Source organism: Puia sp. P3 (genome assembly GCF_050632245.1).
Taxonomy (GTDB): domain Bacteria; phylum Bacteroidota; class Bacteroidia; order Chitinophagales; family Chitinophagaceae; genus Puia.
This window is the reverse complement of record NZ_CP192583.1, coordinates 7,565,217-7,592,207: the sequence shown is the minus strand read 5'-3', so window position 1 is coordinate 7,592,207 and position 26,991 is coordinate 7,565,217. Positions and strand designations below refer to the sequence as shown.

The following is a 26,991-nucleotide window of genomic DNA, read 5'->3' as shown; positions in this document are numbered from 1 at the left end:
CGCGGCAGTCGATTTTCCAACGGCCAGCTTCCCTTATTACCCTTTTATCTGGCTGTCCTGTACAGACCTTCGTCAAAGCTTCGTTCCTCGCTTTTCCTCGGTCGTTCCCTTCACTCCGTTCGGGAACCTTCGGCATCTGGCAGGGCCTACGATGAGGGGCCTGTCGGCCCCTTGTGGGTTCGGCTCAAAAATTGTACATTTACAAGTCGATCGGACTCTTTTGGCCCGGCACAAACAAAAGGAGAAAGAATGGAAATTACCCCGGGGCCGCTGTTGAAGGCGGTCAATTCCCCCGCAGACCTTAAACGGCTAACTAAGGAACAGCTGCATCAGCTGAGCGACGAACTTCGTCAATACATTATCGACACCGTGAGCGTACACGGCGGTCATTTCGCCGCCAGCCTCGGTGTTGTCGAGCTGACCGTGGCCCTGCACCATGTCTATAACACTCCTTACGACCAGCTGGTCTGGGACGTAGGCCACCAGGCCTATGGGCACAAGATCCTCACCGGGAGGCGCGACCAGTTTGCAAACAACAGAAAATACAAGGGTCTCAGCGGTTTCCCCAATCGGGGTGAAAGCGAATACGACACATTCGGGGTCGGCCATTCCTCTACTTCCATCAGTGCTGCATTGGGTATGGCGATGGCCGCCAAATACAAGGGAGAGACGGACCGAAAGACGGTGGCTGTTATCGGCGACGGCGCCATGACGGCGGGTCTCGCCTTCGAGGGGATGAACCACGCTGGTGTCGCGGATACCGATATGCTCATCGTCCTCAACGACAACTGTATGAGCATCGACCCCAATGTCGGCGCGCTCAAGGAATACCTCACGGACATAACTACTTCCAAAACGTATAACAGGCTGAAGGACGATATCTGGAAAGCACTGGGCAAACTGCCCGGCAGCCAGTTCAGCCGCGAGATGGCGAGCAAGATCGAACACAGCATCAAGGGTTTTGTCAGCCGCAGCAGCAACCTGTTCGAGGCGCTGAACCTGCGCTATTTCGGTCCCATCGACGGACACAATATCACCAAGCTCGTCGATACCCTCGCCGACCTGAAGAAGATCCCCGGTCCCAAGCTGCTGCACGTCGTCACCGTCAAAGGCAAGGGGTATGCGCTGGCCGAGAAGGATCAGACCAAATGGCATGCGCCCGGTCTCTTCGATAAGATCACCGGCGAGATCTATAAGAAACAGTTCCCCTCTCCTCAGCCGCCCAAATATCAGGACGTCTTCGGCCATACGCTGATCGAGCTGGCGGAGCAGAATCCAAAGATCTTCGGGATCACGCCGGCTATGCCCAGCGGGTCTTCGCTGAAGTTCATGATGGACAAGATGCCCGACCGCGCTTTTGACGTAGGCATTTGCGAACAGCACGCCGTTACGCTGTCTGCCGGTATGGCGACGCAGGGTATGCGGGTGTTCTGTAATATCTATTCCTCCTTTATGCAGAGGGCATACGACCAGGTGATACACGATGTGGCCATCCAGAAATTGCCGGTTGTGCTTTGTCTGGACAGGGCGGGTCTCGTAGGAGAAGACGGCGCGACGCACCATGGCGCCTACGATATTCCCTATATGCGCTGTATCCCCAACATGATCATCAGCTCGCCGATGAATGAGAGTGAGCTGCGCAATCTGCTATATACCGCTCAACTGGACTCCAGCGAATACCCCTTTGTCATCCGATATCCCCGCGGCGAAGGCGTGATGCCGGAATGGCGTACGCCGATGCAGGAGATACCTGTCGGGAAGGGAAGGAAGATAAAAGACGGGAAAGACCTCGCGATCCTCTCGCTGGGGCATCCCGGGAACTTTGTCACTGCCGCTATCCGCGAGCTTCGGGTAGAAGGCCTGGACCCGGCGCACTACGACATGCGGTTTGTCAAGCCGCTGGACGAAGAGATGCTGCACGAGGTCTTCAGCAGGTATGACCGTATCATCACTGTCGAAGACGGAACGGTCGTCGGCGGATTTGGATCGGCGATCCTCGAATTCCAGGCGGCCCATGGCTACCATGCCACCGTCAGGATCATGGGTATCCCCGACCGTATCGTCGAGCATGGCACGCCGAAGGAGTTGCAGCGCGAGTGCGGTTATGACGCACCGGCGATTGCCGCGGCGGCGCGGGAGATGATGAAGGACAAAGTCAGCGTCAATCAGTTGTTGGGTTAATTACGCGCCAAATATCTCCTTGTGCTTTTGGTCTACCAGCTGCTGGTTGAACCAGTGGGGGTATATATTATGTGGCTGTGTCAGATCGTCCAGCTGTTGGAGTTCGGCGGCTGTCAGTTCCACGTCTATTGCTTTCAGGTTGTCCTCCAGCTGGTGCATTTTGCTGGCGCCCACGATGATGCTGGAGACTACTTTTTTGCTCAGCAGCCAGGAGAGAGCGGTTTGTGCGACGGTGGCGCCGTGCGCCGCAGCGATGGGCCTCATCGCTTCGACGACTTTAAAGCCAAATTCCTTGTCAAAGGGCAGGAGGTCAAAACCTGAAAGGCGGTTGTCCTGATCCTTTAAATTTTCCCTTGTATATTTTCCGCTGAGGAAGCCGCTTGCGAGCGGGCTCCAGACGGTCATGCCGATGCCGGCCTGCTGCATGAAGGGTACGATATCCCATTCGACGTCGCGCCCGACCAGGGAGTAGTTCATCTGCCCGTTGCAGAACGTCGCCCAGCCGCGCTCCTTTTGCATTTGCCAGGCGAGGGCGGCCTTCCATGCGGACCAGTTGGAGAAGCCTACATAGCGGACCTTGCCCGCTTCGACGAGGGAATTGAGGGCGGAGAGTGTTTCTTCCAGCGGGGTGAAGGGATCTTCCTTGTGAAGGATATAGAGATCGATATAGTCGGTGCCGAGGCGTTTAAGGCTGGCGTCGCAGGAGAAGAGGATATGTCTTTTGGACAGGCCGGCCTGTGTGACGGGGTCTCCGGTGCGGAATCCGGCTTTGGTCGCGACGATCACGTCGTTGCGGCGGGGTTTAAGTATTTTTCCGAGCATCTCTTCGGACTGCCCGTTGGCATAGCCGTCGGCGGTGTCGAAGAAATTGATGCCGGCGTCGAGCGCTTTGCCGACCATATTTTCCGCTGTGGTCTGGTCTACTTTATAGATGGAGGTTATAGAGGGATGGTCGCCGAACGTCATGGCGCCGAAGGACAGTCTGGAGACGATAAGGCCGGTATTGCCGAGGGTTGTATATTTCATAGGGTGATAAATTTAGGCAACTTTTTAGATTCTCCGGCCTACCTTATGTTAAGAATTACATTTCCGTTATGGGTGGATTTACGCTGTCAAGAAGGGTTGTTGCGTTTTTTGTTCGGACTGTATTGACGCGGGTGGGTGGGGAACGTGGTTCGCGTGGCTTACGCGGTCGCGCGGCGCACCGCTGTGGAAAGGGGAGGTTATTTCATCTTTTGATGACCTAAACTTTCTTTATGAGATGGCTTCGCCGCGTTGGATTGGCCGTTGGGATATCGATTATCGTTACACTTGGCGTGGCGGGCCGGATTTATTATCGGGATGGCTGGGGCGACCTTGCGAACTGGCATCGCCGGATGGTATGGAGTTCGGGGATGCGTGGTGGAACCGCCGCGGCCGGGGCGGGTGCGGCGAGAGCCGGTGCAGCCGGGGCGGGTGCGGCGTCGGCCGCGGCGAACGATGAGCGGCAGCGGTTGGTGGCGGAGGCTGCGGTGCTGAAGAGTTATCTGCGCGGGCATAGGGTCAACGGCGAGTTTTGTTTTTTGGTTGATATGGGGCTGCCTTCGGGGATGTACAGGTTCTTTGTCTATGACCTCCGCAAAGATTCGATCCTTCTGGCGGGACTGGTGGCACACGGGGCAGGCAGCGCCAATTTTAGTGCAACTCCTTCTTTTTCCAATACCAACGGCAGCGGGTGTACCTCTCTGGGAAGGTACCGTATCGGCTATCCCTACAACGGGATGTGCGGTCGGTCGTACAAGCTGTATGGGCTGGACACAACCAATAATCAGGCGTTCCAGCGCAATGTAGTGCTTCATTCCTGGAAGGATGTCCCGGATGCCGAGACCTATCCCTATCCCATTTGTAACAGCCGGGGATGCCCGATGGTGTCTCCGGCCTTTTTACATCAACTGCAGCCGATGATCGACCGGTCGAAGAAGCCGGTGTTGTTGTGTATCTTTAATTAAAGGGTAACTACGCAAACATCGGTACTTCGATCGCAAGGATATTTGCGGGGGAGGACGTGGTAGTCAGGGTTACGCCGCTGGTTTCGGTGAGGCCGACGCCATCGCGGGGTTGCAGCTGGAGGCCGTCTACTTCCACGCTGCCTTCCAGCAGGAAGATATACACGCCGTTGCCGGGGAAGGCGGGAGTGTAGGTGAGCGACCTGCCGGCGCTGAGGACGGCGAGGGCGAGGCGGGCGTCCTGGTTGATCCAGAGCGCGTGGTCTTCGGCGCGGGGGCTTACGATGACCTGCCACTGGTCCCGGCGGCCGTCCGGGTAGAAGGTTCGCTGGTCGTGGCGGGGTCTGATATTCGGTTGTTTCGGAAAGATCCAGATCTGGAGAAAGCTGGACGGCGTCGTAGTGGGACGCGTTATACTCGGAATGGCTGATGCCGCTGCCCGCGCTCATGACCTGGACGTCGTTGGTATAGATAAAGCCTTCGGTGCCGGTACTGTCTTTGTGGGAGAGGGCGCCCTTGAGGGGGATGGAGATGATCTCCATGTTTTCATGGGGATGATTGTCAAAGCCGCCGCCGCCAACGACCACGTCGTCGTTGAGGACGCGAAGAGCGCCAAAATGTACTTTTTCCCTGTCGTGCCAATTTCCGAAGCTAAAGGAGTGGTGGCTGTCGAGCCACCCGAAATTGACATGGCCTCTCTCGGAGGCCGGATAAAACTTATTGGTCATAAAACCTATTGCCTTTGTTGCGGACCTTCCCCGGGTCGGGACGGGTTCGTTGTCGTGAACCGTCCTGTAGGTCGGGGCTGGGCCTTGTCGTGAACCGTCACGCAGACCGGGGCAGGCCCCTGTCGTGAACCGTCCCATAGATCGGGGCAGGCCCTTGTCGTGAACCGAGCGGTGAACCGCGAATCGCCACCGCGGTACCCGGGACCTACCTAGTTCGCCGATGGTTCGAGGTAGCCCGGGAAGAGGCCACCGCTGTCCGAGGGACGATCGCTGCCGTCTTCGGGGCCGTCGCCGCCGCCTTCTTCGAACAGGCCGCTGTCCATTGGGTCTTCGGGCCGTTCCGGGTTAAACTCCACGATGAAATTGTTACGGCCTTCTCCGACGAGAATGCTCATATAGTTGAGCTGCACCAGCTCGAGCATGGACAAGAACAGAAAGATAGCCTGTAGTCGGTCGCGGCATATTTCGAAGATCTTGTCAAAGGGCATGGTGTGCTGCTCGCGGACGGAGGACAGGATATATTTCCTGCTGCTCTCCATCGTATAGTTATACTGAACAACCGTATGGACGGGTTTGTTCTGTCGTTGCTGAATGCGTTGCATCACCTTCTCGAAGGTCTTCATCAATTTGAATAGGGTGATGGTCTGGATCTCGGTGCCTTCACCGGACTCTTCCCCGATCTGCGACATTTCTTTCTGCAGATTGCCCCTTCTGACCATCAGTTGGCGGATAGCCTCCATCTCGGCCAGTGTAGCGGCCGCTTCCTTGTAGCGTTTGTATTCGAGCAGCTTGTCGATGAGTTCCTGACGGGGGTCGATCTCGTTGCCCTGTTCGTCGAGTTCTTTGCGGGGCAGAAGCATCTTGGCCTTGATCCGCATGAGGGTACTGACGAAGAGGATGAACTCGCTCGACAGCTCGATATTCAGGTGCTCCTGGCCGTGGATAAAGGTAAGGAAGTCCTGGATGATCCTGTGGATCGGTATATTATAGATGTCCAGTTCGTCCCTTTCGATGAAGAAGAGAAGGAGGTCGAAAGGACCTTCGAATTGAGGTAAGTGAATCTGGTACGTTTCGGAATTCGTCATAACCCAACGAAAATACCTCAATTTCCGGGAAAGGGAGAGCGTGTTTTCCCCAAGTTGTTGACGCGGGGATTACCCGTGGATAACTCGCGGAAAGTAGTGTGAACCGCGTGGTTCGCGCCACCGGGAGAAGGCGGGTAAAGATTCGTAGAGGTGTGTGAACCGCGTGGTTCACGCCCTTTTTTGGGGAGAGGTCGGAAAGAGGCCCACCGCAACAGGCGGGCCGCCCGTCATATCTTATTGCGCCGGCTTAGGCGGCAGGCGCTTCTTGTTGTCGAACTGGTAGGCCAGACCGATACCCATGATCTCCTGCAGCTGGAGGGCCGGGCCGCCGACGCTGCCGTCGCTGTGGACGGACTTGATGTCGTTGTCGTAGATCAGCGTTACGGAAAGGTTCATGCTGATCAGCCGGTTGACCTTGACCGCAAGGATATTGGTCATGTAGAGGGTGACGTCCTGGGGTCTGCGCAGGTAGTTGGAGAAGAGGTCCAGTCTGCCCGTATAACCTGCGGTCTTGCTCAGGTTGGTCTTGTAGTTGATGGAGGCGAATGCACCCAGCTCGAATCGGGAGTGTTTGCCCGAGTCTACTCCGAAGGCGCCGACGGCGGCCAGCGAGTCATTGTTGACGACGATCATGCGCGCGGTCAGCGGCGACAGGAAGAGAGAGAAATTGTCGTTGGGTTTATAGTCCATACCAAGGGAAAGCAGGAAATAACCCGGCGAGAGGAAATTGGAGGTAAGCAGTTTATTGTTCTGGTCCAGGTAGTTGTACCCCGCAGAGAACTGGCTTCTAAAATTGAACAGCGTGCTGAGGTACCATTTTTTGCCCACGTCGTATCCGTATTTGGACACCAGGTCCATCCTGTCGTCGGACTTGCGGGTGCCGAGGCTGGTGGTATTGGTTATGCCATAAGCCAGAAGAAGCGTGTTGTCCCACGACCGGCGGCCATCCTTATAGAAGGCATAGACGTTGAGCAAAGTGGACAGCGAGAGGGCCGATTTGTCACCACCGGCCGACCAGTTGCTGAGGGCGGCCTGGTTGAAATTGAGGTTATAGAGTCCCCCGGTCTTCCAGGTCATCTTCGTCGTGTCTTTAGGGTCCTTTACGATAACGGCTCCGTTGGCCTCGTCTCTCAGCTGCTGTATCCTGTTTTGCGCATGTGCTACGGTGATAGAGCCCGTCGCGATGATCAGAAGGATAAGCGTCTTCTTAAAATACGTCATAACTCGTCGGTTTAATTTACAGTGAAAATCTATATAACAAAAAAGTTGCCAGGGCCGGGCCTGGCAACTGAAATAATCATTTATTTATGCGGGCCTTTTCTTCAACTCGTCGCGGATCTCCGCCAGCAGTTTTTCAGAAAGAGTAGGTTCCGTTGCGGCGGGAACCTTCTTCTTTTCAAGGCTCTTAAAGAATTTTACGATGAGGAAGAGGATAAAGGCGATGATCACGAATTTGATGATGGCGGCCAGGAAGCTCCCGTATTTGACCGCCCCCAGGCCAATTTGTCGATATCCTGCAGATTGGCGGCTTTTAACGCGGGGGCAAGGAGGAGGGGTGTGATGATGTGCTCAACCATTGAAGACACGATGGCGCTAAAGGCGGCGCCGATGACCACGGCTACGGCAAGGTCGAGAACATTGCCACGCATTACGAAGTCTTTGAACTCTTTTAGCATTCCCATGATAGTTGATTTAGTTATTGAATAAGCGTGTTTTAAGACATACTGAATATACTACTTCTTCTTCAGGCCCGGATATTGCATATTCAGGCCCTTCAGGGTGTCCCTCACCGTAGTGGCAACCAGGTATTCCTTATACCAGTTCTGGTCCGCGGGGATGATCGTCCAGGGGACATCGTTGCAGTTCTGGAAGCAGTCCTCGTACATCTTCATGTAGTCGTCCCAAAGTTTGGCTTCCTTGTAGTCGTTTTCGTTGTACTTCCACTGTTTTGCCGGGTTTCTGATCCGCTCGTCCAGACGCCGCCGCTGTTCGTCCGGCGAGATATGGAGATAGAATTTGAGGATATGGGTGCTGTTGTGCTCCTCGAGCAGGTTCTCCCAGCGGTTGATGGCCTTCATCCTCTTGTAGGCCGTTTCGTCATCGATCCACTTGTGTACACGGGTGACCAGGACGTCTTCGTACTGGCTGCGGTTAAAGAGCCGGATATATCCTTTTTCCGGGGCATTGGCGTGTATCCGCCACAGAAAATCGTGAGCCAGCTCTTCCGCAGTAGGGGCCTTAAAAGATTTTACCAGTACGCCCTGGGGATTCAGTTTGCCAAAGACATTGCGGATAAGACCGTCTTTGCCGCTGGCGTCCATCCCCTGGATGACGATCAGTAGGGAATGCCTTGATTCTGCATATAAAAGATTTTGCAGTTCGTCGAGTTCGGCCAGTATGTCTATCAGCCTGTTTTTCGTCTCCTGTTTGTCCCAGTCTTTCGGGGCGCGCGTGTCGATGTCCCCCAATTTAATTTTTCCCATACCTCTTTGTTTTATGCAAGCATGCGACAGGTTGCAGGATATAAAAGGTATCCATAATGGCAGGAACCCTGACGGCGTGCCGGACAGGTGCACGCAGAAGGCCTGGTGTGTGAACTCCCGCCGGTAACGATCTTCGTAAATTGGTCAGCTAAGATTTGTCAACAGGGTAACGGAGCGGTTTACACGGACATGATCTCTTTTTCCTTGGAGGCCAGGTGCTTTTCCACCAGTGCGATATTCTTGTCGGTGATGTCCTGGATCTCTTTTTCCGCGTCTTTGGCTTCGTCTTCGCTGAGACCGTCCTTTTGTAATTTTTTGATCTGTTCGATAGCGTCGCGGCGGATACTGCGGATGGCTACTTTGGATTGTTCGCCTTCACCGCCGGCCCTCTTGACGAATTCCTTTCTTCTTTCTTCCGTCAGCGGGGGCATAAAAAGCCGGATGATATTGCCGTCGTTCTGGGGGGTCACGCCCAGGTTGGCATTGATGATCGCCCTTTCGATGGGCTGGAGCATATTCTTTTCCCAGGGTTGAATCGTAAGCGTCCTTGCGTCCATCGCGGATACATTACCGATCTGGTTCAGCGCAGTAGGGGTACCATAATAGTCAACGGTAAGCCCGTCGAGCATCTGGGGACTAGCCTTTCCTGCCCGTATCTTAATTAATTCAGATTCAAGATGATTGATTGCCTTTTTCATGCCGTCCCCTGGCTTCTTCCAGGATAAATTCCAGATCGTCTGACATAGCTAATTGGTTGAGACATTGCAAACCTACGTCAAATGGGAAAATTTGACAAAAGTGAATTGGACCAAAATTCCGCCGGGTCTTTTGTTCCCGCCGGTCTCTAATTATTTTGTTCCAGCATAGAATCTTTCGTCAGGGGAACAAGGTGAGAAGCCTTGGTGAGCTGGGCGTTCTCTTCTTTTGCCGTCTTGGCGACGAACAGACGCGGTGCAGGCATAAGGTAGTAGATGCCCGCGATCATGGCAAAGAAAACAGCGAAGACGCCAAATAACAGTATCGTACAGTTGACCGAACGGGCCATGAAGACGAGGCCGATCATTACGGCATTGACCGCAACCAGGGTCAGCGTTATCATGCGATGGGAGAATCCGCGGTCGAGCAGCAGATGGTGAATATGGTTTCTGTCAGGGCTGAAGGGCGAACGGCGGTGAAGGATCCGGATCCCAAATACCCTAAGCGTATCCAGCAGCGGTATCATCAGGATCGTGAATCCGACCGCCGGAGTGGCGGGAATGGGGAACCGAACGTCACCGGAGCCCGCGATATTGATAAACTTCAATACGAGAATGGCGTTGATCGTCCCTACCAGCAGGGAACCCGTGTCTCCCATAAAGATCTTGGCGGGCTGGAAGTTGAAGATCAGGAAGGCGAGCAGGCTACCCGACAGCGCAAAAGCTATCACCGCATAGGGCAGCATCCCGACATAAAGAAAATAAGCCCCGAAGATGGTGGTCGACAGAAGGCCGAGACTGCCGGCCAGACCATCGATGCCATCGATCAGGTTGAAAGAATTGATGACGACAATAACCGCGAAATAGGTCAGCAGAAGGCTGAACATCTCGGGCACCTGATAGATGCCCAGGAATCCATGCATGCTGCGTATCTGAATATTGCCGTAGTAGATGATGATAAAGGCGGCAAGCACCTGGCCGATGAACTTTTTCACGGGTGAGATGATGAGGATATCATCTTTCAGACCGAGGAAGAAGATCACAAAAGAAGCCGCCATAAAATATTGAAGCTCAGGGTATTGACCGAAATGGACGGTGAGGAGACAGCCAAAGATGAAGCCTGCAAAAATACCCAGCTCCCCTAGCGGGGTGATGGGCGCGTTGTGCACCTTGCGGGCGTCGGGCATATCGAAAAGCTTTTTCATTTCTGCCACATTGATGACGGCGGGAATGGCAAGGAACGTAATGGTAAATGAAATAGCTATCGAAAGTAAAACATCAAACATCAGTCTGATTTTGATTCATGACAAAAATAACGATTCTTTCTGGATGCTACTAATACGAGTAATTCACTAATGATGTTCCCGGGTCATGGCAGGTAAGCTGGAATAAGGAGGACAGCAGGAGATTTGCAATGGAAAGATAGAAAAATCCGCTGAATACGACAAAAAATTGAGTCCTGGGTTTTGACAAAAACCTTTAGATTTGCCTACCAGTTAACAAAAAGATTCAACAAATCCAACAATATGGCTGACTTAAAAGCAGTAGCTTCCCAGATCAGAAGAGATATCGTAAGAATGGTCCATGGCTCCCAAAGCGGTCACCCCGGTGGTTCTCTTGGTTGTGCTGATTTCTTCGCCGCTCTTTACTTCAAAGTGCTTAAACACGACCCCAATTTTCATATGGATGGGAAGAATGAAGACCTCTTCTTTTTGTCTAACGGTCATATTTCCCCTGTTTTTTATTCAGCCCTGGCACGGTCCGGATATTTTGACATCAAAGAGCTAGCTACATTCCGGAAGATCAATTCCCGTCTTCAGGGCCATCCCACCACTCATGAACATCTTCCCGGCGTAAGAGTTGCGAGCGGATCTCTTGGTCAAGGCATGAGCGTTGCCATCGGAGCCGCACTTGCTAAGAAACTCAATAACGACAAAAATATTGTATTCTCACTCCATGGAGACGGTGAATTGGATGAGGGTCAGAACTGGGAAGCGATCATGTTCGCCGCAGCCCACAAAGTGGACAATCTTATCTCTACGGTAGACTGGAATGGCCAGCAGATCGACGGAACTACGAAGTCCGTATTGGACCTCGGCGATATCCACGCGAAGTTCAATGCTTTCGGATGGACCACACTCGAAATGAACGGCAACGATATGGACGAGGTCGTAGCCACGCTGGACAAGGCGAAGGGCCTGGTCGGACAGGGCAAACCCATCGGCATCATGATGCATACCATCATGGGCAAGGGCGTCGATTTTATGCAGAATGACCACCACTGGCACGGTATCGCTCCCAATGACGAGCAGCTTGCCAAGGCGCTGGCGCAGCTGCCCGAGACGCTTGGAGACTACTAGGCGACTATTTATAAAAAGTTTGCTTGATAAATGTCAAACCCTGATCGCACGGATCAGGGTTTGTAGTTTTTGGACTACAATATTTTATTTTAGGACTTCAGTTCGATCGGCTGCGCGGCGGCCTTGCGCGAAGGCAGCCAGGAGGCCAGCAGCGCCACGACCAGGATCGTCAGGAACACCATTACAAAGTCCGACGCGACAAGCTTTACCGGATAGTAGTCGATGAGGAAGGAGTCCCCCTGCAGCGGGATCAGCTTGTATTTGATCTGCAGGAAGCAGATGATCAGGGCGATCAGCATGCCGGAGAGGCCGCCCATCACCCCCAATAGCATTCCCTCGCTGAGAAAGATCTTTTGCACGAGCCCGTTGCGCGCGCCCAGCGCCTTGAGGACGTTGATATCCTTTTGTTTCTCCCAGACGAGCATGGTCAGCGCTCCCACCATATTAAAGGCGGCTACGATCAGAATCAGGGTCAGCGCGACATAAATAAACCACTTTTCCGCGCCCATAACGCTGTAGAGATTCTGATTTTGTTCGTATCGGGTCTGTATCCGGTAGTCCTTGCCCAGCAGGCGGGCCAGCTGCTGCCGGACGGATTCCGTCTGTGTGGCGTCGGGGATGGCTAGTTCGATATAACTGTACTCGTCGGGCTGCAGGTTCAGCATCCTTTTCACAAACGCCATATTGGTGATGACATAGCTGTTGTCGAAGTCCTGCTGGATCCGAAAAACACCCGACGTGCCCATGGTCTCGTGGCTGATGGAGGAGGCGGGGTCGGCCGAATAGTCGCTGCCCTTTCTGAAGAGGTAGACGCCCAGTGACAGCAGGGACCGCTCGGCTTCCACGCGTATCGCGTATTCGACGCCCGAGCCGAGGATGGCCATCGGGTGGTCGCCTGTACCGAGGTCAAAATTGCCGCGCTCCACGTGCGCGCCGACGCCCGAAACTTTCAGGAAATTATTGTCCACGCCTTTGAGATAGACAGGATAGGTCGTGGAGTCGTTCTCGAGAATGGCTTTGTCCTCCACTACCAGCGAGTACGCTTTCATGCCTTTGATGGAGGTCAGCTGCTGCAGCTGCTGCGGCGTCAGCGTGAGGGTCTTGCCGGAGACCGGGCTGACCTTCATGTCGGGGTAAAAACTGGTGTACAGCGATTTTACAAGGTCTTCGAACCCATTGAAGACGCTGAGGACCAGGATCAGTGCGGCGGCGCCTACGACGATGGCCGACATGCTCACCCATGCTATAATATTGATCGCATTGGTCGACTTTTTTGCACGGAAATAACGCCACGCGAAGAGGAGGTTCATTGGTCACTGCCCGCCCCGGCAGAGTCGCTATCCGGCGGTTTTTCCGCCTTGATCTTCCTGAACAACTCCTCCATTTTATCCGCGTGCTCCAGTGTATCGTCATTGTAGTACGTAAGAATGGGTATTCTGCGCAGCTGGTGCTTGACCCTGTCAGCCAGCTCCCGCTTGATCTCCCAGCCCCTGTCTTCGACCTTTTTCATAACCGCGGCCGTATCCTTTGCGTGGAAGATGCTGAGGTACACCCGCGCCTCGAGCAGGTCGGGAGTGACCTTTACAGCGGTCAGGGATACCAGTCCGCCATCGATCATGCTCAGGCCAAGTCGTTGAAAGATACTGCTCAATTCCTCCATCAGCAACGCTCCTACCTGTTTTTGTCTTTTGCCTTCTTGCATATTATTAACATTATAACAACTACATTTGTCCCCAAATTTACGGCATATTTTAGCATGAAGAAATTCTCGGTGATTTTGCAGTACCTGTCAAGGTACAAAGGGAAGATAGTTCTGTATATGTTTTTTAATATACTTTCTATCGTTTTTGGGCTGATCTCGTTGGGTATGCTGAGCCCTTTCCTGGAAATGTTGTTCAACGAGGGGGCTTCGACGAGCCAGGTTACGCTGAATACGAACGCGATCGGCGCGCTGAAAGAGATCCTGGTCGGCATTGTCCAGACCCATGACAAGTCAACGGCATTGATCGTGGTCTGTCTGCTGATCGTGATCTCGACTTTTCTGAAGAACCTCTTTTACTACTGGTCCTCCTATATCTCCTCCCCTATCCGCAGTGCGACCATCACTTTCCTGCGCAACGACGTCTATGAAAAGATACTTGCGCTGCCGATCGGCTATTTTACGGAAAGAAGGAAGGGAGATCTTATCTCGAGGATGACCAATGATATCTATGAGATCGAGTCATCCGTGGTGAGTACGCTGGAAGGTCTGATCAAGGACCCGCTGACCATCATCGGTTATCTGGCCTATATGATCTATCTGAGCCCGCATCTTAGCCTGTTCTTATTGATCCTGCTGCCCGTGACGGGCTTCCTCATCGGGCGAATCAGCCGCAGTCTGAAGCGTCAGTCCAAGGATGCCTCGACCCGGCTTGGGGAAAGCCTTTCCGTGCTGGACGAGACGCTGGGAGGGATCCGGGTTATCAAGGGATTTGGCGCTGAGAAGCTGCTTCGCACGAAATTCGTCCGGATCAACAACAGCCTTTTCCGGATCCGCAACCGGATGAACGCCCGCCGCGATCTGGCCTCTCCGCTGACGGAGGTGCTGGGGGTGGTGATCCTGACGGTTATCCTCTACTATGGCGGCATGCTCGTTTTCAACACGCATGGTAAGGGCTTTTCCGGCGGCGATCTGATCTCCTATATCGCTGTCTTTGCGATGCTGATCAACCCGGCCAAGACGCTTTCGACATCCATCTTCAATATTCAGCGCGGCGCCGCTGCGATGGAAAGGGTAGAGGACCTCCTGAAGGCGCCCGTCAACATCACCGACGATCCGAATGGTAAGAAGCTGGTCGCGTTCGGGGACAGCATAGAGTTCCGCAACGTTAGTTTTTCATACGACGACGCGGTCATACTGGAAGATATCAATCTTACCATCGAAAAGGGCAGGACGATCGCGCTGGTGGGCAGCTCGGGAGCGGGGAAGTCGACCCTGGCCGATCTGGTACCCCGATTCCACGACGTTACCGGGGGCAGCTGCTGATCGACGGGGTGAATATAAAAGACTATTCCCTGAAGTCGGTGCGCGAGCAGATGAGCATTGTCACCCAGGAGCCCATTCTCTTCAACGATACCATCTCTGCCAATATCGCGCTGGGCAAGCCCGACGCCACCCGGGAGGAGATCATCCGTGCGGCCGAGATCGCGAATGCCCACAATTTCATCGTGCAGAAAGAACAGGGCTATGACACCAATATCGGCGACCGGGGCAGCAAGCTCAGCGGCGGCGAAAGACAGCGGCTCACGATAGCCCGCGCGGTTCTGAAGAACCCGCCGATACTTATTCTCGACGAAGCTACTTCCTCGCTGGATACGGAGAGCGAGCGGCTTGTTCAGGACGCCATCAACAAGATGATGGAGCACAGGACGAGTATCGTGATCGCCCACAGGCTGAGTACGATCAGGCATGCCGATGAGATCATTGTGCTGTCGAAGGGGAAGATCGTTGAGCGTGGGACGCATGATCAGCTGATCGCGAGGCAGGGATTTTATAAAAAGCTGGTGGAGATGCAGGAGGTGAAGTAGATTCAACCTTACAAATGAGATATTGTTCCCTTCTTTTGATCTGGCTCCTCCCCGGGGCCACTTGCAGCCTATTCGCAGCATAAGCCCATGGCGGCCCTGAGCAAGCAGATGAAAAAAGAAATAGCGCCGCGGCGCTATTCCAGGTCCTCGTCGTCGCCCTCATCCCCCCACCCCTCTTCGTCTTCCGGGCTGCGGCCGGCCGGGGCTTTGGTCCCCACCTGTTCGGTCTCCCGGTCCATCTGTTCGATCGCAACGGGACGGTCGGAAGTATCGCCGATAAGGTAGCGCGAGAAATAGTCCGCCATCCTCCAGAAGAAGTATTCGGTCATGTCGGCGTAGGCATGGCGCTGCCCGGGGAGCAGGACCAGGTCGAAGCGCTTGTTGGCGCGGATCAGGGCGTTGGCCACGCGGATGGTATTGCCGGGATGGACGTTGTTGTCGATGTCGCCGGTGGAGAGCAGCAGATGCCCCTTCAGATTCTTCGCGATCTCGGGGTTCTTCTCGATGCTATATACGAACGATGTATCCCCTTTCTCGCTGACCACCTCTTTGACCCCGTGGTGTTTTTCGCTCCACCACCGGTTGTAGATGGCGTTGTCGTGGTTGCCCGAGGACGATACCGCCAGCTGAAGAAGTCGGGATAGACCAGCATGGCCGCGGTGCTCATAAAGCCGCCGCCGCTGTGGCCGTGGATGCCCACGCGGTTGATGTCGATATAGGGATAGCGGTCGGCGAGTTGTTCGGCGACGGCCTTCTTATCCGCCAGACCGTAGTCTCTCAGGTTGCCATAGCCGTAGTTATGATACCATTTGCTTCGGGAAGGGTGACCGCCGCGATTGCCCAGGGTTACAACGACCATGCCTAGTTGCGCGAGCCGGTCCATTCGGTCCATGCTGCGGCCGAAGGCCTTGTTGACGGCTTCTGTCTGCGGACCGGGATAGACGTATTCCATCAGCGGGTAGCGCCGGGTCGAATCGAAGATGAAGGGTCTGTAGATCACGCCATAGATGTCGGTGATGCCGTCATCGGCTTTTGCTTTGAAGGGTTGCGGGAATTTATATCCTGCCGCGAACAGCGAGCTGAGGTCGGCAGTCTCGAGGTCCATGACCTTTTTGCCGAGGCTGTTGTAGAGGGAGGATTTGGGAACCGTATTGACGCGGGAGAAATTGTCGACGTAGTATTGCTGGTCGTCGTCCATACTCATGGCGTGCTCGAACTCGCCGGGGTTCAGCAGGGTCAGGCCGCTGCCGTCAAATCCGATCTTATACAGGTGCAGATAGTAGGGGTCTTCGCCCTGCTCTCTGCCGTTGGCGGAGAAATAGAGGATGCGTTTTTTGTCGTCGATGCCGACGATGTCTTCGCAGTGGAAGGGACCGCTCGTGATCTGGTTCTTCAGCCTGCCGGCGCCGTCATAGAGATAGAAATGCGCCCATCCGTCGCGTTCGCTCCATTCGATGAGCTCGCGGCCCCGGTCCACGAGCCCGAGGCGGCGGACTTCCACATAAGTGTTGAGCCGTTCCTGGATAATGGCTTTGGCGGCCGTGTCGTCGACGGAAGCTTCACAGACGTCGATGCGGTGCAGGTCGCGGCTGGTGCGGGTGAAATAGAATTTGCCGGCGGTGCCGAGCCACAGCTGCGGGCGATATTCGTCGTCGCGCTGGCGTTCGGCGCGAGGAGCCGACCATATCGCCAGGTCCTGGTCTTTGAACTGACCGGCGCTGATCGTGTGGTGTGTTTTGGCACTAACGTCGAAGAGCAGCAGCTGTTCGACCGGCGCCTCTTTGTCACCGGGCATCATGTATTTGTAGGTCTCCAGCGTTGGACGGGGGTCGGCGAGCGAGTTGATGACCCAGAGGTCCTTCACCTTGCGCTGGTCGGCGCGGGACATCACGAAGTGTTTCGAGTCCGGGCTCCAGAACAGCTGTGCTGGCTTGCGTTTGTCCTTGTTCTTCTCCTTGTCGACGTTGGTCTCGCCGCCGCCGCCACCCAGTGCGCCGGTGCCATGATAGCTGTAGTATTCCGCGCCGTCGGTAGTCAGCTGGTGTTCGACGATCGTGGAGTCGTCTTCTTTATTCAATGCCTTTTCGTAGTTGGCGCGATCCATCCAGTAGAGGTTGTAGTGTTTGCCAAATACGATGGTGTTGCTGTCGGGAGAAATGCTGGCCCAGTTGGGTTTGTGTTTGGGCTTTTTGAACCCGACGAGTTCGTTGAGCGTGGCGTCGTTGAGGTTGTATTCGAAGTAATAGATCTTTTTCTCTTTTGCGGCGGCGGCGGTGGCGTTGGTTGTGGCGGCCTTTTTCGAGCTATCTTTCTTCTCTACGTCCTGCGAGCTCTTTACCTCGAACTGTATCCAATTCTCGTCCTTAATGAATTTGAGGCTGTCGAGGCCGAGGTGTTTGGCTTCGAAAGGATCTTTTACGATACGGGAGATGGCCGCGGCCAGCCGGTCCCGGTCGAACATGGGCTTCTTCTCCCCTTTTACCGGGTCGACGATATACCACTTGCTTCCCGTCTGTGGTCTCGTACATATACCAGAAGCGGTTGCCTTTCTTCAGCCAGTGGGGGTCTACCTGCGTGGAGAAGATCATCTTCTCCAGCTTTTTCGGTGAGAATCGGGCGGCAGCCTGGTAGTTGGCTGTAGTTACGGGGGCTGCTGGGCGTAGCTGTTAAGAGCGATGACCATCAGCGCGATGAGGAGTAGCCTTGGCATGTGCAGTAGAGTTTTGAGGCTACTATGTTAAAACATCTTTCTGCAGCCTGTATCACTAATATCCATACACGGCAGCAATTGAGGATAAATGGATATCTTCGTTTCAGACCCAGACCTGATGAATATGGTACCACTCCTTCCCAGCCTTCCCGTTTATTTTTATTTTATATCTATTGCGCTGCAAGCCATTTGCGTAATCCATTGTTTGCGGAAGCACAACGAACAGAGATGGATCTATCTCATCATTTTCCTGCCGATGATCGGCTGTCTCGCCTATTTTTTTACAGAGGTCGTCGACCTGCGGCGCTTAAGGTCCCCGCAGCCGGGCAGCTTCAGCGGACTCATCAATCCGGCGGGCCGGATCAGAAGGATGGAGAATACCCTGCGGTTTGCGGATACCTTCAACAATCGTGTAATGCTGGCCGATACCTATCTGGCTGTGGGACGGACGGACGAGGCGATCGGATTATATACGGAGAGTCTGACGGGCGCCTTTACGGAGAATGAGCACGTGATCAAGCAATTGATCGTGGCGTATTTTCAGAAGGGGATGTACGCTGAGACGATCGCCATGGCGAAGAAGCTGTATGGCCGGCCGCAGTTCGCCCGGTCGAAAGAGCACGTGCTATATGCCCGGGCCCTGGAAAATACGGGGGACCTGGAAGGGGCCGAGCGGGAGTATTTGAAAATGAAGGGGCGGTTTGCGGATTTTGAGGCGAGGTATCACTATGGACTGTTCCTGCGCGCGTCGGGACGCGGGAAAGAGGCCCGGCTTGTATTCGGTGACATAGCTGACGAGGCCCCTCACCTTAGCTCCAGGGAAAGACGGTCTAACCGCAACTGGATCGGCAAGGCAAAGGAAGAGCTAAATCGCTGAGATTGGTGCCAACCTGACAACAGGAACGCTGACCCTATTTGTTCATCATCTGCTTCGCCTCGATGCTTAGGGTAGCATGGGGAACAGCTCTGAGTCTTGCTTTATCGATAAGCTTGCCGGTTACACGGCAAATGCCATAGGTCTTGTTCTCAATGCGCATCAGGGCTTTTTCCAGATGATCGATGAAAGTGATCTGGCGGCTGGCCATCTGGCTAAGCTGCTCACGTTCCATACTCATACTTCCATCTTCCATGGTCATATACCGGGCGTCGTCGTTGTCGCCGCCCATTTCGTCCTTGCGAGTGATCAAACCTTGTAAATATGATAATTCCTTTTTAGCTATATCAAGTTTACGATTGATCAAATCCCTGAATTCGGTAAGTTCTGCGTCGCTGTATCTCATAGTGGGTCCAGTTTGTTCCTCTTGCGGGGTGTCTAATACTGATTTTGTGAATTCCGGCTCGTATTTGCGAACCGTTTTTGTCTTTATTTCCGGGATGACTACCTTCACCGGTTTGGGTGGAGCAGCCGGTTTCTTCGGTTCCAGCTTTTGGCGGGATAGCCGCCACAGGGGGTGGAGGGGGAGTTGCTACTGTCTTAGCTACAACAGGTGCGGTGACGCTTTGTTTAGCGGCAGCAGCAGGGGTAGCGGAGGTCTTCGATACTGCGGTGGGCACCGGAGTCTTGCCAACCGACGGTGGAACCTTTACAGATGTAGCCTTGGATATATTGGATACAGCGGTTTTTTTGGTCTGGACGGGGGCGGATTTCTTAACGGCCGGAGCTGCGACAACCTTTTTAGCCACGGGTTTAGCAAGAGGTTTTGCAACCGGCGCCTTCTTCACGGCCTTCCCCGAACCTGACGAGTGGGCAGGTTTTGAGGCCGATTTTTTCGCCGGTGCTACTTTCTTGACTGTCGCCGTCTTTTTGGCGGGCTTCGCCGCCTTCTTCTTGGTTGCCATACAGTTAGGCTTTTTAGTAACAAACACTTTTAAAAGAATATCATTCACTTCAATTTCAGTGCCATTGGCTGGCTCCTTAACCAATTCGATCGAGTCTGCCAAAATTTCCGCGCAAATATACTCATTAAATCGGTTAAGGGAATCTGAAAGGGCGGGTACGTCTGCTACTTTTACTAAAATTCTGTCTGTTAGATCATAGCCATTGTCTTTCCTGATCTTTTGGATACGATTGACGAATTCTCGCGCATTGCCTTCCTGGGCCAGCTCAGGGGTGACTGTTACGTCGAGGGCGACGGTAAGGGCGTTCTTGTTGGCCACTACCCAGCCCGGAATATCCTCGCTGGTGATCTCGACTTCGTTAATTGTCAATATTAAGGGTTCTTTATCAATAAATAAAGTAATATTACCTTCTTTTTCCAATTTTTCTATATTCTCCTGGCTGAATTCGGCCAGCGCAGTGCTGACGGCCTTCATTTTAGGTCCCAGCTTCTTTCCGAGAGCAATAAAATTGGGTTTTATCTTCTTCTTGATAAAGCCATCAGTACCAGAGAGATATTGTACTTCTTTCACGTTGACCTCGGCCATGATGAGGTCCTGCACCTTTTCGAGCTGGTCTTTCATCCCGGGGTTGAGCACGGGGATCAGGACTTTCTGCAGGGGTTGGCGGACCTTGATATTGACCTTCTTACGCAGGGAGAGGATTAAAGACGACGCGTCCTGCGCCATCTGCATCCTTTCTTCAAGGGGCAAGTCGATAAAGTCCGCATTGGCGACCGGAAAGTCGGCATGGTGTACCGAGGCGGCCTTTATGCGGCCCGTCGCATCCTCCAGATTCGTGAAAAGCCAGTCGGAGAAGAAGGGGAGATCGGGGCCATGAGGCGGGAGATGGTTTCCAGGCACTCATAGAGCGTCTGGTAGGCGCAGATCTTGTCGTGTTCGTACTCGCCCTTCCAGAACCGGCGCCGGCAAAGCCTCACATACCAGTTGGAAAGGTGTTCGTCTACAAATTCTTCTATCAGGCGTCCGGCGATGGTCGGCTCGTAGTCGTCGAGGTTTTCTGTAACCTTGACGATCAGGCTGTTAAGAGAAGAGAGGATCCAGCGGTCGATCTCCGGCCTTTCCACCGGAGCGATATAGGCCTCCCTGAAGTCGAACCCGTCGACATTGGCGTAGAGCGCGAAGAATTGGTAGGTGTTATATAACGTTCCGAAGAACTTGCGCTGTACTTCCCTGATGCCCTCGATGTCGAATTTCATGCTTTCCCACGGGGAGGCATTGGTTATCAGGTACCAGCGCGTGGCGTCGGCGCCGAACTTGTCGATGGTCTCGAAGGGGTTGACGACGTTGCCGAGGCGTTTGCTCATCTTGTTGCCGTTCTTGTCCAGAACGAGTCCGTTGCTGACAACCGTCTTGTACGCCAGGCCGGGGTATTTTGCGTCCAGGTCTGTGCCTGGAGGAAGGATCTTTTTCAGCTCTTCGTGGACCGACTCCTTCAGCAGGGCGCCCAGGGCATGAAGCGTATAGAACCACCCGCGGGTCTGGTCGACGCCTTCGGCGATGAAGTCTGCGGGATAGTTGCTGGCGAAGGTCTCTTTGTTTTCCAACGGGAAATGCCATTGGGCGTAGGGCATGGCGCCGCTATCGAACCAGACGTCTATGAGGTCGGCGACCCGCTGCATGGGTTTACCGGACGGGCTGACCAGGATGATCTCGTCCACATAGGGTTTGTGAAGGTCGGAGGTCATCTTATTTATATAGGACCCGACGTCGTCGCCTACGGGGGGTGACATGAAGCCGGCCTTTATGGACGCGCGGAGGGCTTCCTTCAGCTGGGCTACACTGCTGATACAGACCTCTTCTCCTTTATCTTCGGTGCGCCAGACAGGAAGGGGTACCCCAGTAGCGGCTGCGGCTAAGGTTCCAGTCGACCATATTTTCGAGCCAGTTGCCAAACCGGCCTTCGCCGGTGGATTTGGGTTTCCAGTTGATGGTCTTGTTGAGTTCTACCATTCTGTCCTTTAGCGCGGTGGTCCTGATGAACCAGGCGTCGAGGGGATAGTATAGTACCGGCTTGTCGGTACGCCAGCAATGGGGGTAATTGTGTTCGTATTTCTCGATGCGGAAGGCGCGGTTCTCCTTCTTCAGCTTGACGCTGATGTCGACATTCACGTCGATATAGTTGGGATCGTCCTTATAGTTCTTTACATAGCGGTTGCTGAATTCGCCGAGGCCGTCGATGAACTTGCCCTGACGGTCGACCATGACCAGCATACCGATATCGTACTTTTTCCGACCTTATAGTCATCTGCGCCGAATGCGGGAGCGGTGTGGACGATGCCGGTACCGTCTTCGGTGGTGACGAAGTCGCCCAGCAATATGCGAAAGGGATTGCCGCCGGCTATTTCCGGCGTATTTGCTTCATAGGGAAGCAATTGTTCATAGCGTAGCTCTTCGAGCTGCGCGCCCTTATACTCCCCGAGGATTTTCCATGGCAGGATTTTTGACTCGGGGGAGTGGGAAAGCAAAATCCCCGTTTTCGGCCTCGGGTTTGAAATATTTCCCCAGCAGAGCTTTCGCAAGCACCACGTTTACCGGCAGATGTGTGTATGGATTAAATGTTTTTACAAGTGTATAGTCAATTTTGGGGCCCACGGTCAGACCGAGGTTGGAAGGCAGTGTCCAGGGCGTGGTGGTCCAGGCCATGAAAAAGAGTTCTTCGTTCGCGCCCAGGTCTTTGAAGAGAAAATCGCTTTTTTGTCTTTGATGGCCTTGAACATGACTACGGCGGAGGTATCCTTTACGTCCTTGTAGCAGCCGGGTTGGTTGAGCTCGTGCGAGCTGAGACCTGTGCCGGCGGCGGGGAGTAGGGCTGGATGCTGACGCTTTCGTAGAGGAGCCCTTTTTTGTAGAGTTCGCCGAGGATCCACCAGAGAGACTCTATATAATTACTTTCAAAAGTGATATAGGGGTCTTTGAGGTCGACCCAGTAGCCCATACGGCGGGTCAGTTCGTCCCATTTATCCTTGTATTTGAGGACTTCGCGGCGGCAGGTCTCGTTGTATTCGGCTACGGAGATCTTTTTCCCGATATCTTCCTTGGTGATGCCGAGCATTTTTTCGACGCCGAGTTCGACGGGGAGGCCGTGGGTATCCCATCCGCCCTTGCGTTTGACCTGGAAGCCACTCATCGTCTTATAGCGGCAGACGAGGTCTTTGAGGGTACGGCTGATAACGTGGTGAATACCAGGGAGTCCGTTGGCACTGGGGGGCCTTCGTAGAATACGAAGGGGTAGCTCCTTCCCTGAGTTCGACGCTTTTTTCAAATGCCCGGTCTGCCTCCCATTTTGCCAGAACTTCCTGGCTTATTGCGGGTAGGTTCAATTGTTGGTATTCCTTATACTTGGCCATATACTATTATAAAGGGACGCGAATTTACGAAATTTTCCACTGAATACCGCCGGGGAGAGGGTTGGCGACGGACTCGGAGGGGATTGGATAACCGCGGGGGACGGGCTTGGTGAAGCGCGGGGGACGTGGGTGGTGAACCGCGGGGAACGTGGGTGGTGAACCGCGGGGAACGTGGGTGGTGAACCGCGGCGGGCCGCGGTCCCGCGAATGGCGGCTGCGGCAGGGGCGCAGTGACCGCAAACTGAGGCGGGTCGTGGCCTCGAACGCTCCGAAAAGCCTTGTTAATAGTTTGTAAAAACGGCCTGAAAACCGGCCCAAAATACCTAATTTTACATCGTAGTTATCCACATTAACCAGCTTTGGCATAGTTTATGGATACTTATTCCGCAGAAAAGCGATACAAAGAGAGTGATCAAATCACTCCGTATTATATACATCAACTCTTTCTACGGTTTAGGGTTTAGGGGTTAAAAAGGGGGTATTCCTACTCCCCTTCCTTTTAATATAAGCCTGCCGTATTCTGTTCTCAACCCCATTCCTCCTTATTCCGTGTACCTTCTTTCTTTACCTTATTCAATGGAGATCCGTAGCCATCCCGTTTTTAATCTCTGATATTACCTTGCAAAAAACCCGTTCGACAAGCACCAGGCTCCAAGATCTCAATTCCTGAATTACCAAGTCGCACAAGAAGTTCGTTTCCGGAAAACCTACCTTTTTACCCCGGATGAAAGAACCCTCCCGGCCAATTGCCGGGAGGGTTTTCCTTTTATATCCATTGCAGACTCGCGTGAACCATTGTGATTGACGTCGGGGTGCCGTAGTCGGGACGGGACTCCGCCGGCGGCGGCTACCCTTTACGGGTACGAACGATCTTATAGATTCGGATCGCGCTCATCAGCAGGATCACAAACAGGAATAACCCGAGAAGACCGTAGATCCAGCTCATATTCTGCTTGACGACGACGAGCATCACGATCGCGACGAGAAAGATAGTCGCGACCTCGTTGTATATGCGCAGACGCTGGGAGGTCCAACGAAAATCGCCGCGCATCTGCTGACTGAAGATCGCCTGCAGTGAAAAATGATAGGCATAGAGTCCTATAACAAAGCCCAGCTTGATGGCCAGCCAGGTCGGCACAGAACCCAGCATGATCATCATCCAGGGGCCGAAGATAAGGGTCAGTATCGCCGAAGGCCAGGTGATCCCCATCCATAGTCGGCGGATCATAATTCTGAACTGATTCTGGAGAACCGTCCGTTCCGGCTCGGGCTTCTCCGCGGCCTCCGCATTATAAACGAACAGGCGCACGATATAGAACAGCCCGCTGAACCAGGTGACGATAAAAATAATGTGCAGCGCTTTTACATAATTATACATAGGAAGGAATTTGCGTGTACGGCCACCCGAATCCGGGGTCATGGGTGGCCCACCCAGCGTCAGTTGCGGCCCTCCTGGTCCAGCAGCATGGACCTGTCCCCCGCCGCATAGCCGTTGACCCAGCCGGCCAGCGTCTGCACCCAGCTTCGGATGGACGTTCAGGCAGGGGATCATGGTATAGGCTTCCCCGCCGGCAGCAAGGAACGACTCCTTCCCGCGGACGGCGATCTCCTCGAGCGTTTCCAGACAGTCGCTGATAAAGGCGGGACAAAGGATCAGCAGCTTCTTGATACCCTCTTTCGGCATCTCTTCCAAACGCACGTCGGTAAAGGGCTCCAGCCACCCCTTCCCAAGCCTCGACTGGAAAGAGTTGCTGTATTTGCCCTCCGGAATATTCAGCAGGCGGACCATCTCTTTTGTCGTAACGAAACACTGGTGCCGGTAGCAAAAGGCGTGCGCCGGAGAGGCCGTTTCGCAGCAGCCGGCCGAGCGCAGACAGTGGTTGCCGGTTGGATCGGTCTTCTGCACGTGCCTGCCCGGAACGCCGTGATAGCTGAACAGGATATGGTCATAGTCCTGCTGAAGAAAGGGCCTGATCTGTTCGCTGAGCGCCTGCAGATAGTGGGGCTCGTTATAAAAGGGTTTGATAAAATTCAGTTTGAAGCCGTAGCCTTTTTTGCGGTGGACTTCCTGTGCCCACTCCACGGCGGTCTCGTAGGAGGCCATGGCGTAGTGCGGGTACAACGGAATGGCGACGACTTCCTCCAGCTGCGGCGCTATTTTCAGCAACTGCTCGAAGGCGTGCTCCATGGACGGATTGCCATAGCGCATGGCGATCTCCACCGGCTCCTTCACGTGGGACTGAAGGGCTTCCTGCAGCTGACGCGTGAGGACGATGAGGGGCGAGCCTTCCTTTGTCCAGATAGTGGAATAGGCTTCCGCGGACTTGGCTGCACGGAAGGGCACGATCAACCCCCGACCAGTATCTTTCTGAAAAGCCAGGGATAATCGATGACTCTTTTATCCATGAGAAATTCCATCAAATAGGTATGAACGTCTTTTGTCGCGGTGGAATCCGGCGATCCGAGATTCATTAAAAGGATAGCGCGCTTGCCTGTAGGTGTCATATCGGGCGTAAAGGTACGGGAATGGTTGACATTTAGCCTGGCTACTCATGGAAGCTGCCGAAATGCCCGGATATGATGATTAAGATCAATATCAGGGGTATGGCTGAGAAATGTCAGACAAAAACATGACAGTCTAATGACAGAAAAATTCGTTTTATAGAAACCCTTGAAAGTAAATTTGCGTTCATAAAGTATAAGCTGTAGAAATGGTTACAAGGACCTCTGATATCTCGGGATTTTACGTTGTGGGGATCAATTACAAAAAGACAGACGCCGCTATCAGAGGCCAGTTCGCCATCAATAACGAACAGTACGAACGCATTCTCACCCTCGCTCCCACCCTCCATCTCACCGAACTCTTCATCTTATCTACCTGCAACCGGACGGAGATCTACGGATTTGCCGACAACGCCAGCCAGCGCTGGCCGGCCTGCTTTGCACGGAGACCATCGGAGACGTCGACAGCTTTATGGAAATGGCGTATGTAAAAAAAGGATCGCAGGCAATCGAGCATCTCTTCCTCGTTGGCGCCGGCATCGACTCGCAGATCCTCGGAGACTATGAGATCATCGGACAGCTGAAACAGGCCGTAAAGTTCGCGCGGGAACGTCAGTTCATCGGGGCTTCTACCGAGCGGCTCGTCAACTGCGTTCTCCAGTCCTCCAAATCCATCAAGAATCAGACGGCGCTGAGCGGCGGGACAGTGAGCGTCGCTTTTGCCGCAATACAGTACATCCGCGAAAACGTAAACGATCTTTCCGGAAAGAATATCCTGCTGATCGGCACCGGTAAGATCGGACGGAACACCTGCCGGAATATGGTAGACTACCTGTCCACGCGCAATATCACGCTGATCAACCGTACGGAGAGCCGGGCCGACGAGCTGGCCGCCGAGATGGGCGTACAGTCCGCGCCGTTAGAGCAGATCGAAGAGAAGGCCGCCGCTGCCGATATCATCCTCGTAGCCACCAACGCCGAACTGCCCACACTGCTGCGCAGCCATGTCGAAGGGCACGGGCCGAAGCTGCTGATCGATCTTTCGATACCCTGCAATATCGAGGAATCGGTCGTCGGGGTTCCGGGTATCACCCTGATAAATGTCGACGAGCTTTCGAAGATAAAGGACGAGACGCTGCAGAAGAGAGAGGCGGAAGTACCGAAAGCAAAGGCGATCATCGCCGAGCATATCTCCGAACTCATGGAATGGTACGAAATGCGCAGGCACGTACCCGTCCTTAGGGCGGTAAAGAGCAAACTGAAAGAACTGCATACAAGCCCATTGTTCAGCCAGCTGTCGGGACAGTCCATTCCCTGCACTTCGGATATGGACGAACAAATTCAACAGGTGATCAACGGCATGGCGACCAGAATGCGCCAGCAGAACCAGGGCGGCTGCCATTATATACAGGCAATTAACGAGTATATTGCCGCGAATTAATTCCACCA

General features: G+C 53.9%; 24 protein-coding genes and 3 pseudogenes. 7 read left to right on the top strand and 20 right to left on the bottom strand.

Going from position 1 to position 26,991, the window contains the following annotated elements; all coding sequences use genetic code 11:
- The first annotated feature begins 249 nt into the window (after nt 1–249).
- A complete protein-coding gene (gene dxs / locus ACQ86N_RS47815) occupies nt 250–2,181 on the top strand; it encodes a 1-deoxy-D-xylulose-5-phosphate synthase (RefSeq protein ID WP_431213233.1) in 1,932 nt (643 codons plus the stop codon).
- Here the strand turns inward: dxs and ACQ86N_RS47810 are convergent, their stop codons facing one another.
- Nucleotides 2,182–3,207 (bottom strand): aldo/keto reductase, encoded by a 1,026-nt coding sequence (locus ACQ86N_RS47810; protein ID WP_431213232.1) that lies wholly within the window; start codon nt 3,205–3,207, stop codon nt 2,182–2,184.
- Between the two features lie 230 nt (nt 3,208–3,437).
- Here ACQ86N_RS47810 and ACQ86N_RS47805 point away from each other — a divergent pair, with 230 nt between their 5' ends.
- Nucleotides 3,438–4,169 (top strand): murein L,D-transpeptidase catalytic domain-containing protein, encoded by a 732-nt coding sequence (locus ACQ86N_RS47805; RefSeq protein ID WP_431213231.1) that lies wholly within the window; start codon nt 3,438–3,440, stop codon nt 4,167–4,169.
- Here ACQ86N_RS47805 and ACQ86N_RS47800 read toward each other — a convergent pair.
- The 8 genes from ACQ86N_RS47800 to ACQ86N_RS47765 all read right to left on the bottom strand — a co-directional run bounded on the left by ACQ86N_RS47800 (nt 4,166) and on the right by ACQ86N_RS47765 (nt 10,443).
- Nucleotides 4,166–4,894 carry a pirin family protein gene (locus ACQ86N_RS47800; RefSeq protein ID WP_431213230.1) on the bottom strand — a complete coding sequence of 243 codons (729 nt, stop codon included), beginning with the start codon at nt 4,892–4,894 and terminating at the stop codon, nt 4,166–4,168. The two genes, ACQ86N_RS47805 and ACQ86N_RS47800, sit on opposite strands and share 4 nt — an antisense overlap.
- A gap of 209 nt (nt 4,895–5,103) precedes the next feature.
- Entirely contained in the window at nt 5,104–5,979 is an 876-nt protein-coding gene (locus tag ACQ86N_RS47795) for a segregation and condensation protein A (RefSeq protein WP_431213229.1), read from the bottom strand.
- Between the two features lie 234 nt (nt 5,980–6,213).
- Nucleotides 6,214–7,200 carry a DUF3078 domain-containing protein gene (locus tag ACQ86N_RS47790; protein ID WP_431213228.1) on the bottom strand — a complete coding sequence of 329 codons (987 nt, stop codon included), beginning with the start codon at nt 7,198–7,200 and terminating at the stop codon, nt 6,214–6,216.
- Nucleotides 7,201–7,284: 84 nt separating this feature from the next.
- Entirely contained in the window at nt 7,285–7,428 is a 144-nt protein-coding gene (locus tag ACQ86N_RS47785; protein WP_431213227.1) for a hypothetical protein, read from the bottom strand.
- The gene (locus ACQ86N_RS47780) at nt 7,425–7,661 is read right to left on the bottom strand and encodes an MscL family protein (RefSeq protein ID WP_431213226.1); all 237 of its coding nucleotides are present in this window, start codon (nt 7,659–7,661) and stop codon (nt 7,425–7,427) included. The genes ACQ86N_RS47785 and ACQ86N_RS47780 overlap by 4 nt, the downstream gene beginning before the upstream one ends.
- A 51-nt stretch (nt 7,662–7,712) precedes the next feature.
- A complete protein-coding gene (locus ACQ86N_RS47775) occupies nt 7,713–8,462 on the bottom strand; it encodes a PPK2 family polyphosphate kinase (RefSeq protein ID WP_431213225.1) in 750 nt (249 codons plus the stop codon).
- A gap of 179 nt (nt 8,463–8,641) precedes the next feature.
- The gene (frr, locus tag ACQ86N_RS47770; protein WP_431213224.1) at nt 8,642–9,160 is read right to left on the bottom strand and encodes a ribosome recycling factor; all 519 of its coding nucleotides are present in this window, start codon (nt 9,158–9,160) and stop codon (nt 8,642–8,644) included.
- Between the two features lie 146 nt (nt 9,161–9,306).
- Entirely contained in the window at nt 9,307–10,443 is a 1,137-nt protein-coding gene (locus ACQ86N_RS47765; protein ID WP_431213223.1) for an MraY family glycosyltransferase, read from the bottom strand.
- Nucleotides 10,444–10,683: 240 nt separating this feature from the next.
- Between ACQ86N_RS47765 and ACQ86N_RS47760 the strand changes: the two genes are divergently transcribed.
- On the top strand, nt 10,684–11,517 hold the full coding sequence (locus tag ACQ86N_RS47760) for a transketolase (protein WP_431213222.1): 834 nt from the start codon (nt 10,684–10,686) through the stop codon (nt 11,515–11,517).
- Nucleotides 11,518–11,606: 89 nt separating this feature from the next.
- Here ACQ86N_RS47760 and ACQ86N_RS47755 read toward each other — a convergent pair whose 3' ends face one another.
- Both ACQ86N_RS47755 and ACQ86N_RS47750 read right to left on the bottom strand, forming a co-directional pair.
- Nucleotides 11,607–12,827, bottom strand: a complete 1,221-nt coding sequence (locus ACQ86N_RS47755) for an FtsX-like permease family protein (protein WP_431213221.1) — start codon at nt 12,825–12,827, stop codon at nt 11,607–11,609.
- A complete protein-coding gene (locus tag ACQ86N_RS47750; RefSeq protein WP_431213220.1) occupies nt 12,824–13,219 on the bottom strand; it encodes a ribosome-binding factor A in 396 nt (131 codons plus the stop codon). The genes ACQ86N_RS47755 and ACQ86N_RS47750 overlap by 4 nt, the downstream gene beginning before the upstream one ends.
- A 54-nt stretch (nt 13,220–13,273) precedes the next feature.
- Between ACQ86N_RS47750 and ACQ86N_RS47745 the strand changes: the two are divergent.
- A pseudogene (locus ACQ86N_RS47745) lies at nt 13,274–15,084 on the top strand (ABC transporter ATP-binding protein).
- Nucleotides 15,085–15,218: 134 nt separating this feature from the next.
- Here ACQ86N_RS47745 and ACQ86N_RS47740 read toward each other — a convergent pair.
- Nucleotides 15,219–17,188: pseudogene (locus ACQ86N_RS47740) on the bottom strand (DPP IV N-terminal domain-containing protein).
- Between the two features lie 811 nt (nt 17,189–17,999).
- On the opposite strand from ACQ86N_RS47740, the gene ACQ86N_RS47735 reads away from it, so the two are divergent.
- Entirely contained in the window at nt 18,000–18,671 is a 672-nt protein-coding gene (locus tag ACQ86N_RS47735; protein ID WP_431213219.1) for a PLDc N-terminal domain-containing protein, read from the top strand.
- 34 nt (nt 18,672–18,705) lie between these two features.
- On the opposite strand, the gene ACQ86N_RS47730 is transcribed toward ACQ86N_RS47735, so the two are convergent.
- The 8 genes and pseudogenes from ACQ86N_RS47730 to ACQ86N_RS47695 form a co-directional block, all read right to left on the bottom strand.
- Nucleotides 18,706–19,035 (bottom strand): TraR/DksA family transcriptional regulator, encoded by a 330-nt coding sequence (locus ACQ86N_RS47730; protein WP_431213218.1) that lies wholly within the window; start codon nt 19,033–19,035, stop codon nt 18,706–18,708.
- The gene (locus ACQ86N_RS47725; protein ID WP_431213217.1) at nt 19,022–20,533 is read right to left on the bottom strand and encodes a DUF5915 domain-containing protein; all 1,512 of its coding nucleotides are present in this window, start codon (nt 20,531–20,533) and stop codon (nt 19,022–19,024) included. Before ACQ86N_RS47725 ends, ACQ86N_RS47730 begins: the two co-directional genes overlap by 14 nt.
- Nucleotides 20,440–20,889: a class I tRNA ligase family protein gene (locus ACQ86N_RS47720; protein WP_431217898.1), complete on the bottom strand. Its 450-nt coding sequence runs from the start codon at nt 20,887–20,889 to the stop codon at nt 20,440–20,442. The genes ACQ86N_RS47725 and ACQ86N_RS47720 overlap by 94 nt, the downstream gene beginning before the upstream one ends.
- Before the next feature lie 36 nt (nt 20,890–20,925).
- A pseudogene (locus tag ACQ86N_RS47715) lies at nt 20,926–21,895 on the bottom strand (class I tRNA ligase family protein); the annotation flags it as partial.
- Nucleotides 21,835–22,158 (bottom strand): hypothetical protein, encoded by a 324-nt coding sequence (locus ACQ86N_RS47710; RefSeq protein ID WP_431213216.1) that lies wholly within the window; start codon nt 22,156–22,158, stop codon nt 21,835–21,837. The gene ACQ86N_RS47710 and the pseudogene ACQ86N_RS47715, both read right to left, overlap by 61 nt.
- A 272-nt stretch (nt 22,159–22,430) precedes the next feature.
- Entirely contained in the window at nt 22,431–22,955 is a 525-nt protein-coding gene (locus tag ACQ86N_RS47705; protein ID WP_431213215.1) for a class I tRNA ligase family protein, read from the bottom strand.
- A 932-nt stretch (nt 22,956–23,887) separates the two neighbouring features.
- Entirely contained in the window at nt 23,888–25,384 is a 1,497-nt protein-coding gene (locus tag ACQ86N_RS47700; RefSeq protein ID WP_431217897.1) for a ferrochelatase, read from the bottom strand.
- A 2-nt stretch (nt 25,385–25,386) separates the two neighbouring features.
- Nucleotides 25,387–25,512 (bottom strand): ferrochelatase, encoded by a 126-nt coding sequence (locus tag ACQ86N_RS47695; protein WP_431213214.1) that lies wholly within the window; start codon nt 25,510–25,512, stop codon nt 25,387–25,389.
- A 239-nt stretch (nt 25,513–25,751) separates the two neighbouring features.
- On the opposite strand from ACQ86N_RS47695, the gene ACQ86N_RS47690 reads away from it, so the two are divergent.
- Both ACQ86N_RS47690 and hemA read left to right on the top strand, forming a co-directional pair.
- Nucleotides 25,752–26,033 carry a hypothetical protein gene (locus ACQ86N_RS47690; RefSeq protein ID WP_431213213.1) on the top strand — a complete coding sequence of 94 codons (282 nt, stop codon included), beginning with the start codon at nt 25,752–25,754 and terminating at the stop codon, nt 26,031–26,033.
- Nucleotides 26,021–26,983, top strand: coding sequence for a glutamyl-tRNA reductase (hemA, locus tag ACQ86N_RS47685; RefSeq protein WP_431213212.1), 963 nt, complete (start codon nt 26,021–26,023; stop codon nt 26,981–26,983). The genes ACQ86N_RS47690 and hemA overlap by 13 nt, the downstream gene beginning before the upstream one ends.
- Nucleotides 26,984–26,991 lie beyond the last annotated feature (8 nt).

Coding starts and splice junctions, on each gene's coding strand:
- dxs (WP_431213233.1), top strand. CDS start 250: ATGGAAATTACCCCGGGGCCGCTGTTGAAGGCGGTCAATTCCCCCGCA.
- ACQ86N_RS47810 (WP_431213232.1), bottom strand. CDS start 3,207: ATGAAATATACAACCCTCGGCAATACCGGCCTTATCGTCTCCAGACTG.
- ACQ86N_RS47805 (WP_431213231.1), top strand. CDS start 3,438: ATGAGATGGCTTCGCCGCGTTGGATTGGCCGTTGGGATATCGATTATC.
- ACQ86N_RS47800 (WP_431213230.1), bottom strand. CDS start 4,894: ATGACCAATAAGTTTTATCCGGCCTCCGAGAGAGGCCATGTCAATTTC.
- ACQ86N_RS47795 (WP_431213229.1), bottom strand. CDS start 5,979: ATGACGAATTCCGAAACGTACCAGATTCACTTACCTCAATTCGAAGGT.
- ACQ86N_RS47790 (WP_431213228.1), bottom strand. CDS start 7,200: ATGACGTATTTTAAGAAGACGCTTATCCTTCTGATCATCGCGACGGGC.
- ACQ86N_RS47780 (WP_431213226.1), bottom strand. CDS start 7,661: ATGGGAATGCTAAAAGAGTTCAAAGACTTCGTAATGCGTGGCAATGTT.
- ACQ86N_RS47775 (WP_431213225.1), bottom strand. CDS start 8,462: ATGGGAAAAATTAAATTGGGGGACATCGACACGCGCGCCCCGAAAGAC.
- frr (WP_431213224.1), bottom strand. CDS start 9,160: ATGAAAAAGGCAATCAATCATCTTGAATCTGAATTAATTAAGATACGG.
- ACQ86N_RS47765 (WP_431213223.1), bottom strand. CDS start 10,443: ATGTTTGATGTTTTACTTTCGATAGCTATTTCATTTACCATTACGTTC.
- ACQ86N_RS47760 (WP_431213222.1), top strand. CDS start 10,684: ATGGCTGACTTAAAAGCAGTAGCTTCCCAGATCAGAAGAGATATCGTA.
- ACQ86N_RS47755 (WP_431213221.1), bottom strand. CDS start 12,827: ATGAACCTCCTCTTCGCGTGGCGTTATTTCCGTGCAAAAAAGTCGACC.
- ACQ86N_RS47750 (WP_431213220.1), bottom strand. CDS start 13,219: ATGCAAGAAGGCAAAAGACAAAAACAGGTAGGAGCGTTGCTGATGGAG.
- ACQ86N_RS47720 (WP_431217898.1), bottom strand. CDS start 20,889: ATGAAATTCGACATCGAGGGCATCAGGGAAGTACAGCGCAAGTTCTTC.
- ACQ86N_RS47695 (WP_431213214.1), bottom strand. CDS start 25,512: ATGAATCTCGGATCGCCGGATTCCACCGCGACAAAAGACGTTCATACC.
- ACQ86N_RS47690 (WP_431213213.1), top strand. CDS start 25,752: ATGGTTACAAGGACCTCTGATATCTCGGGATTTTACGTTGTGGGGATC.
- hemA (WP_431213212.1), top strand. CDS start 26,021: ATGGCGTATGTAAAAAAAGGATCGCAGGCAATCGAGCATCTCTTCCTC.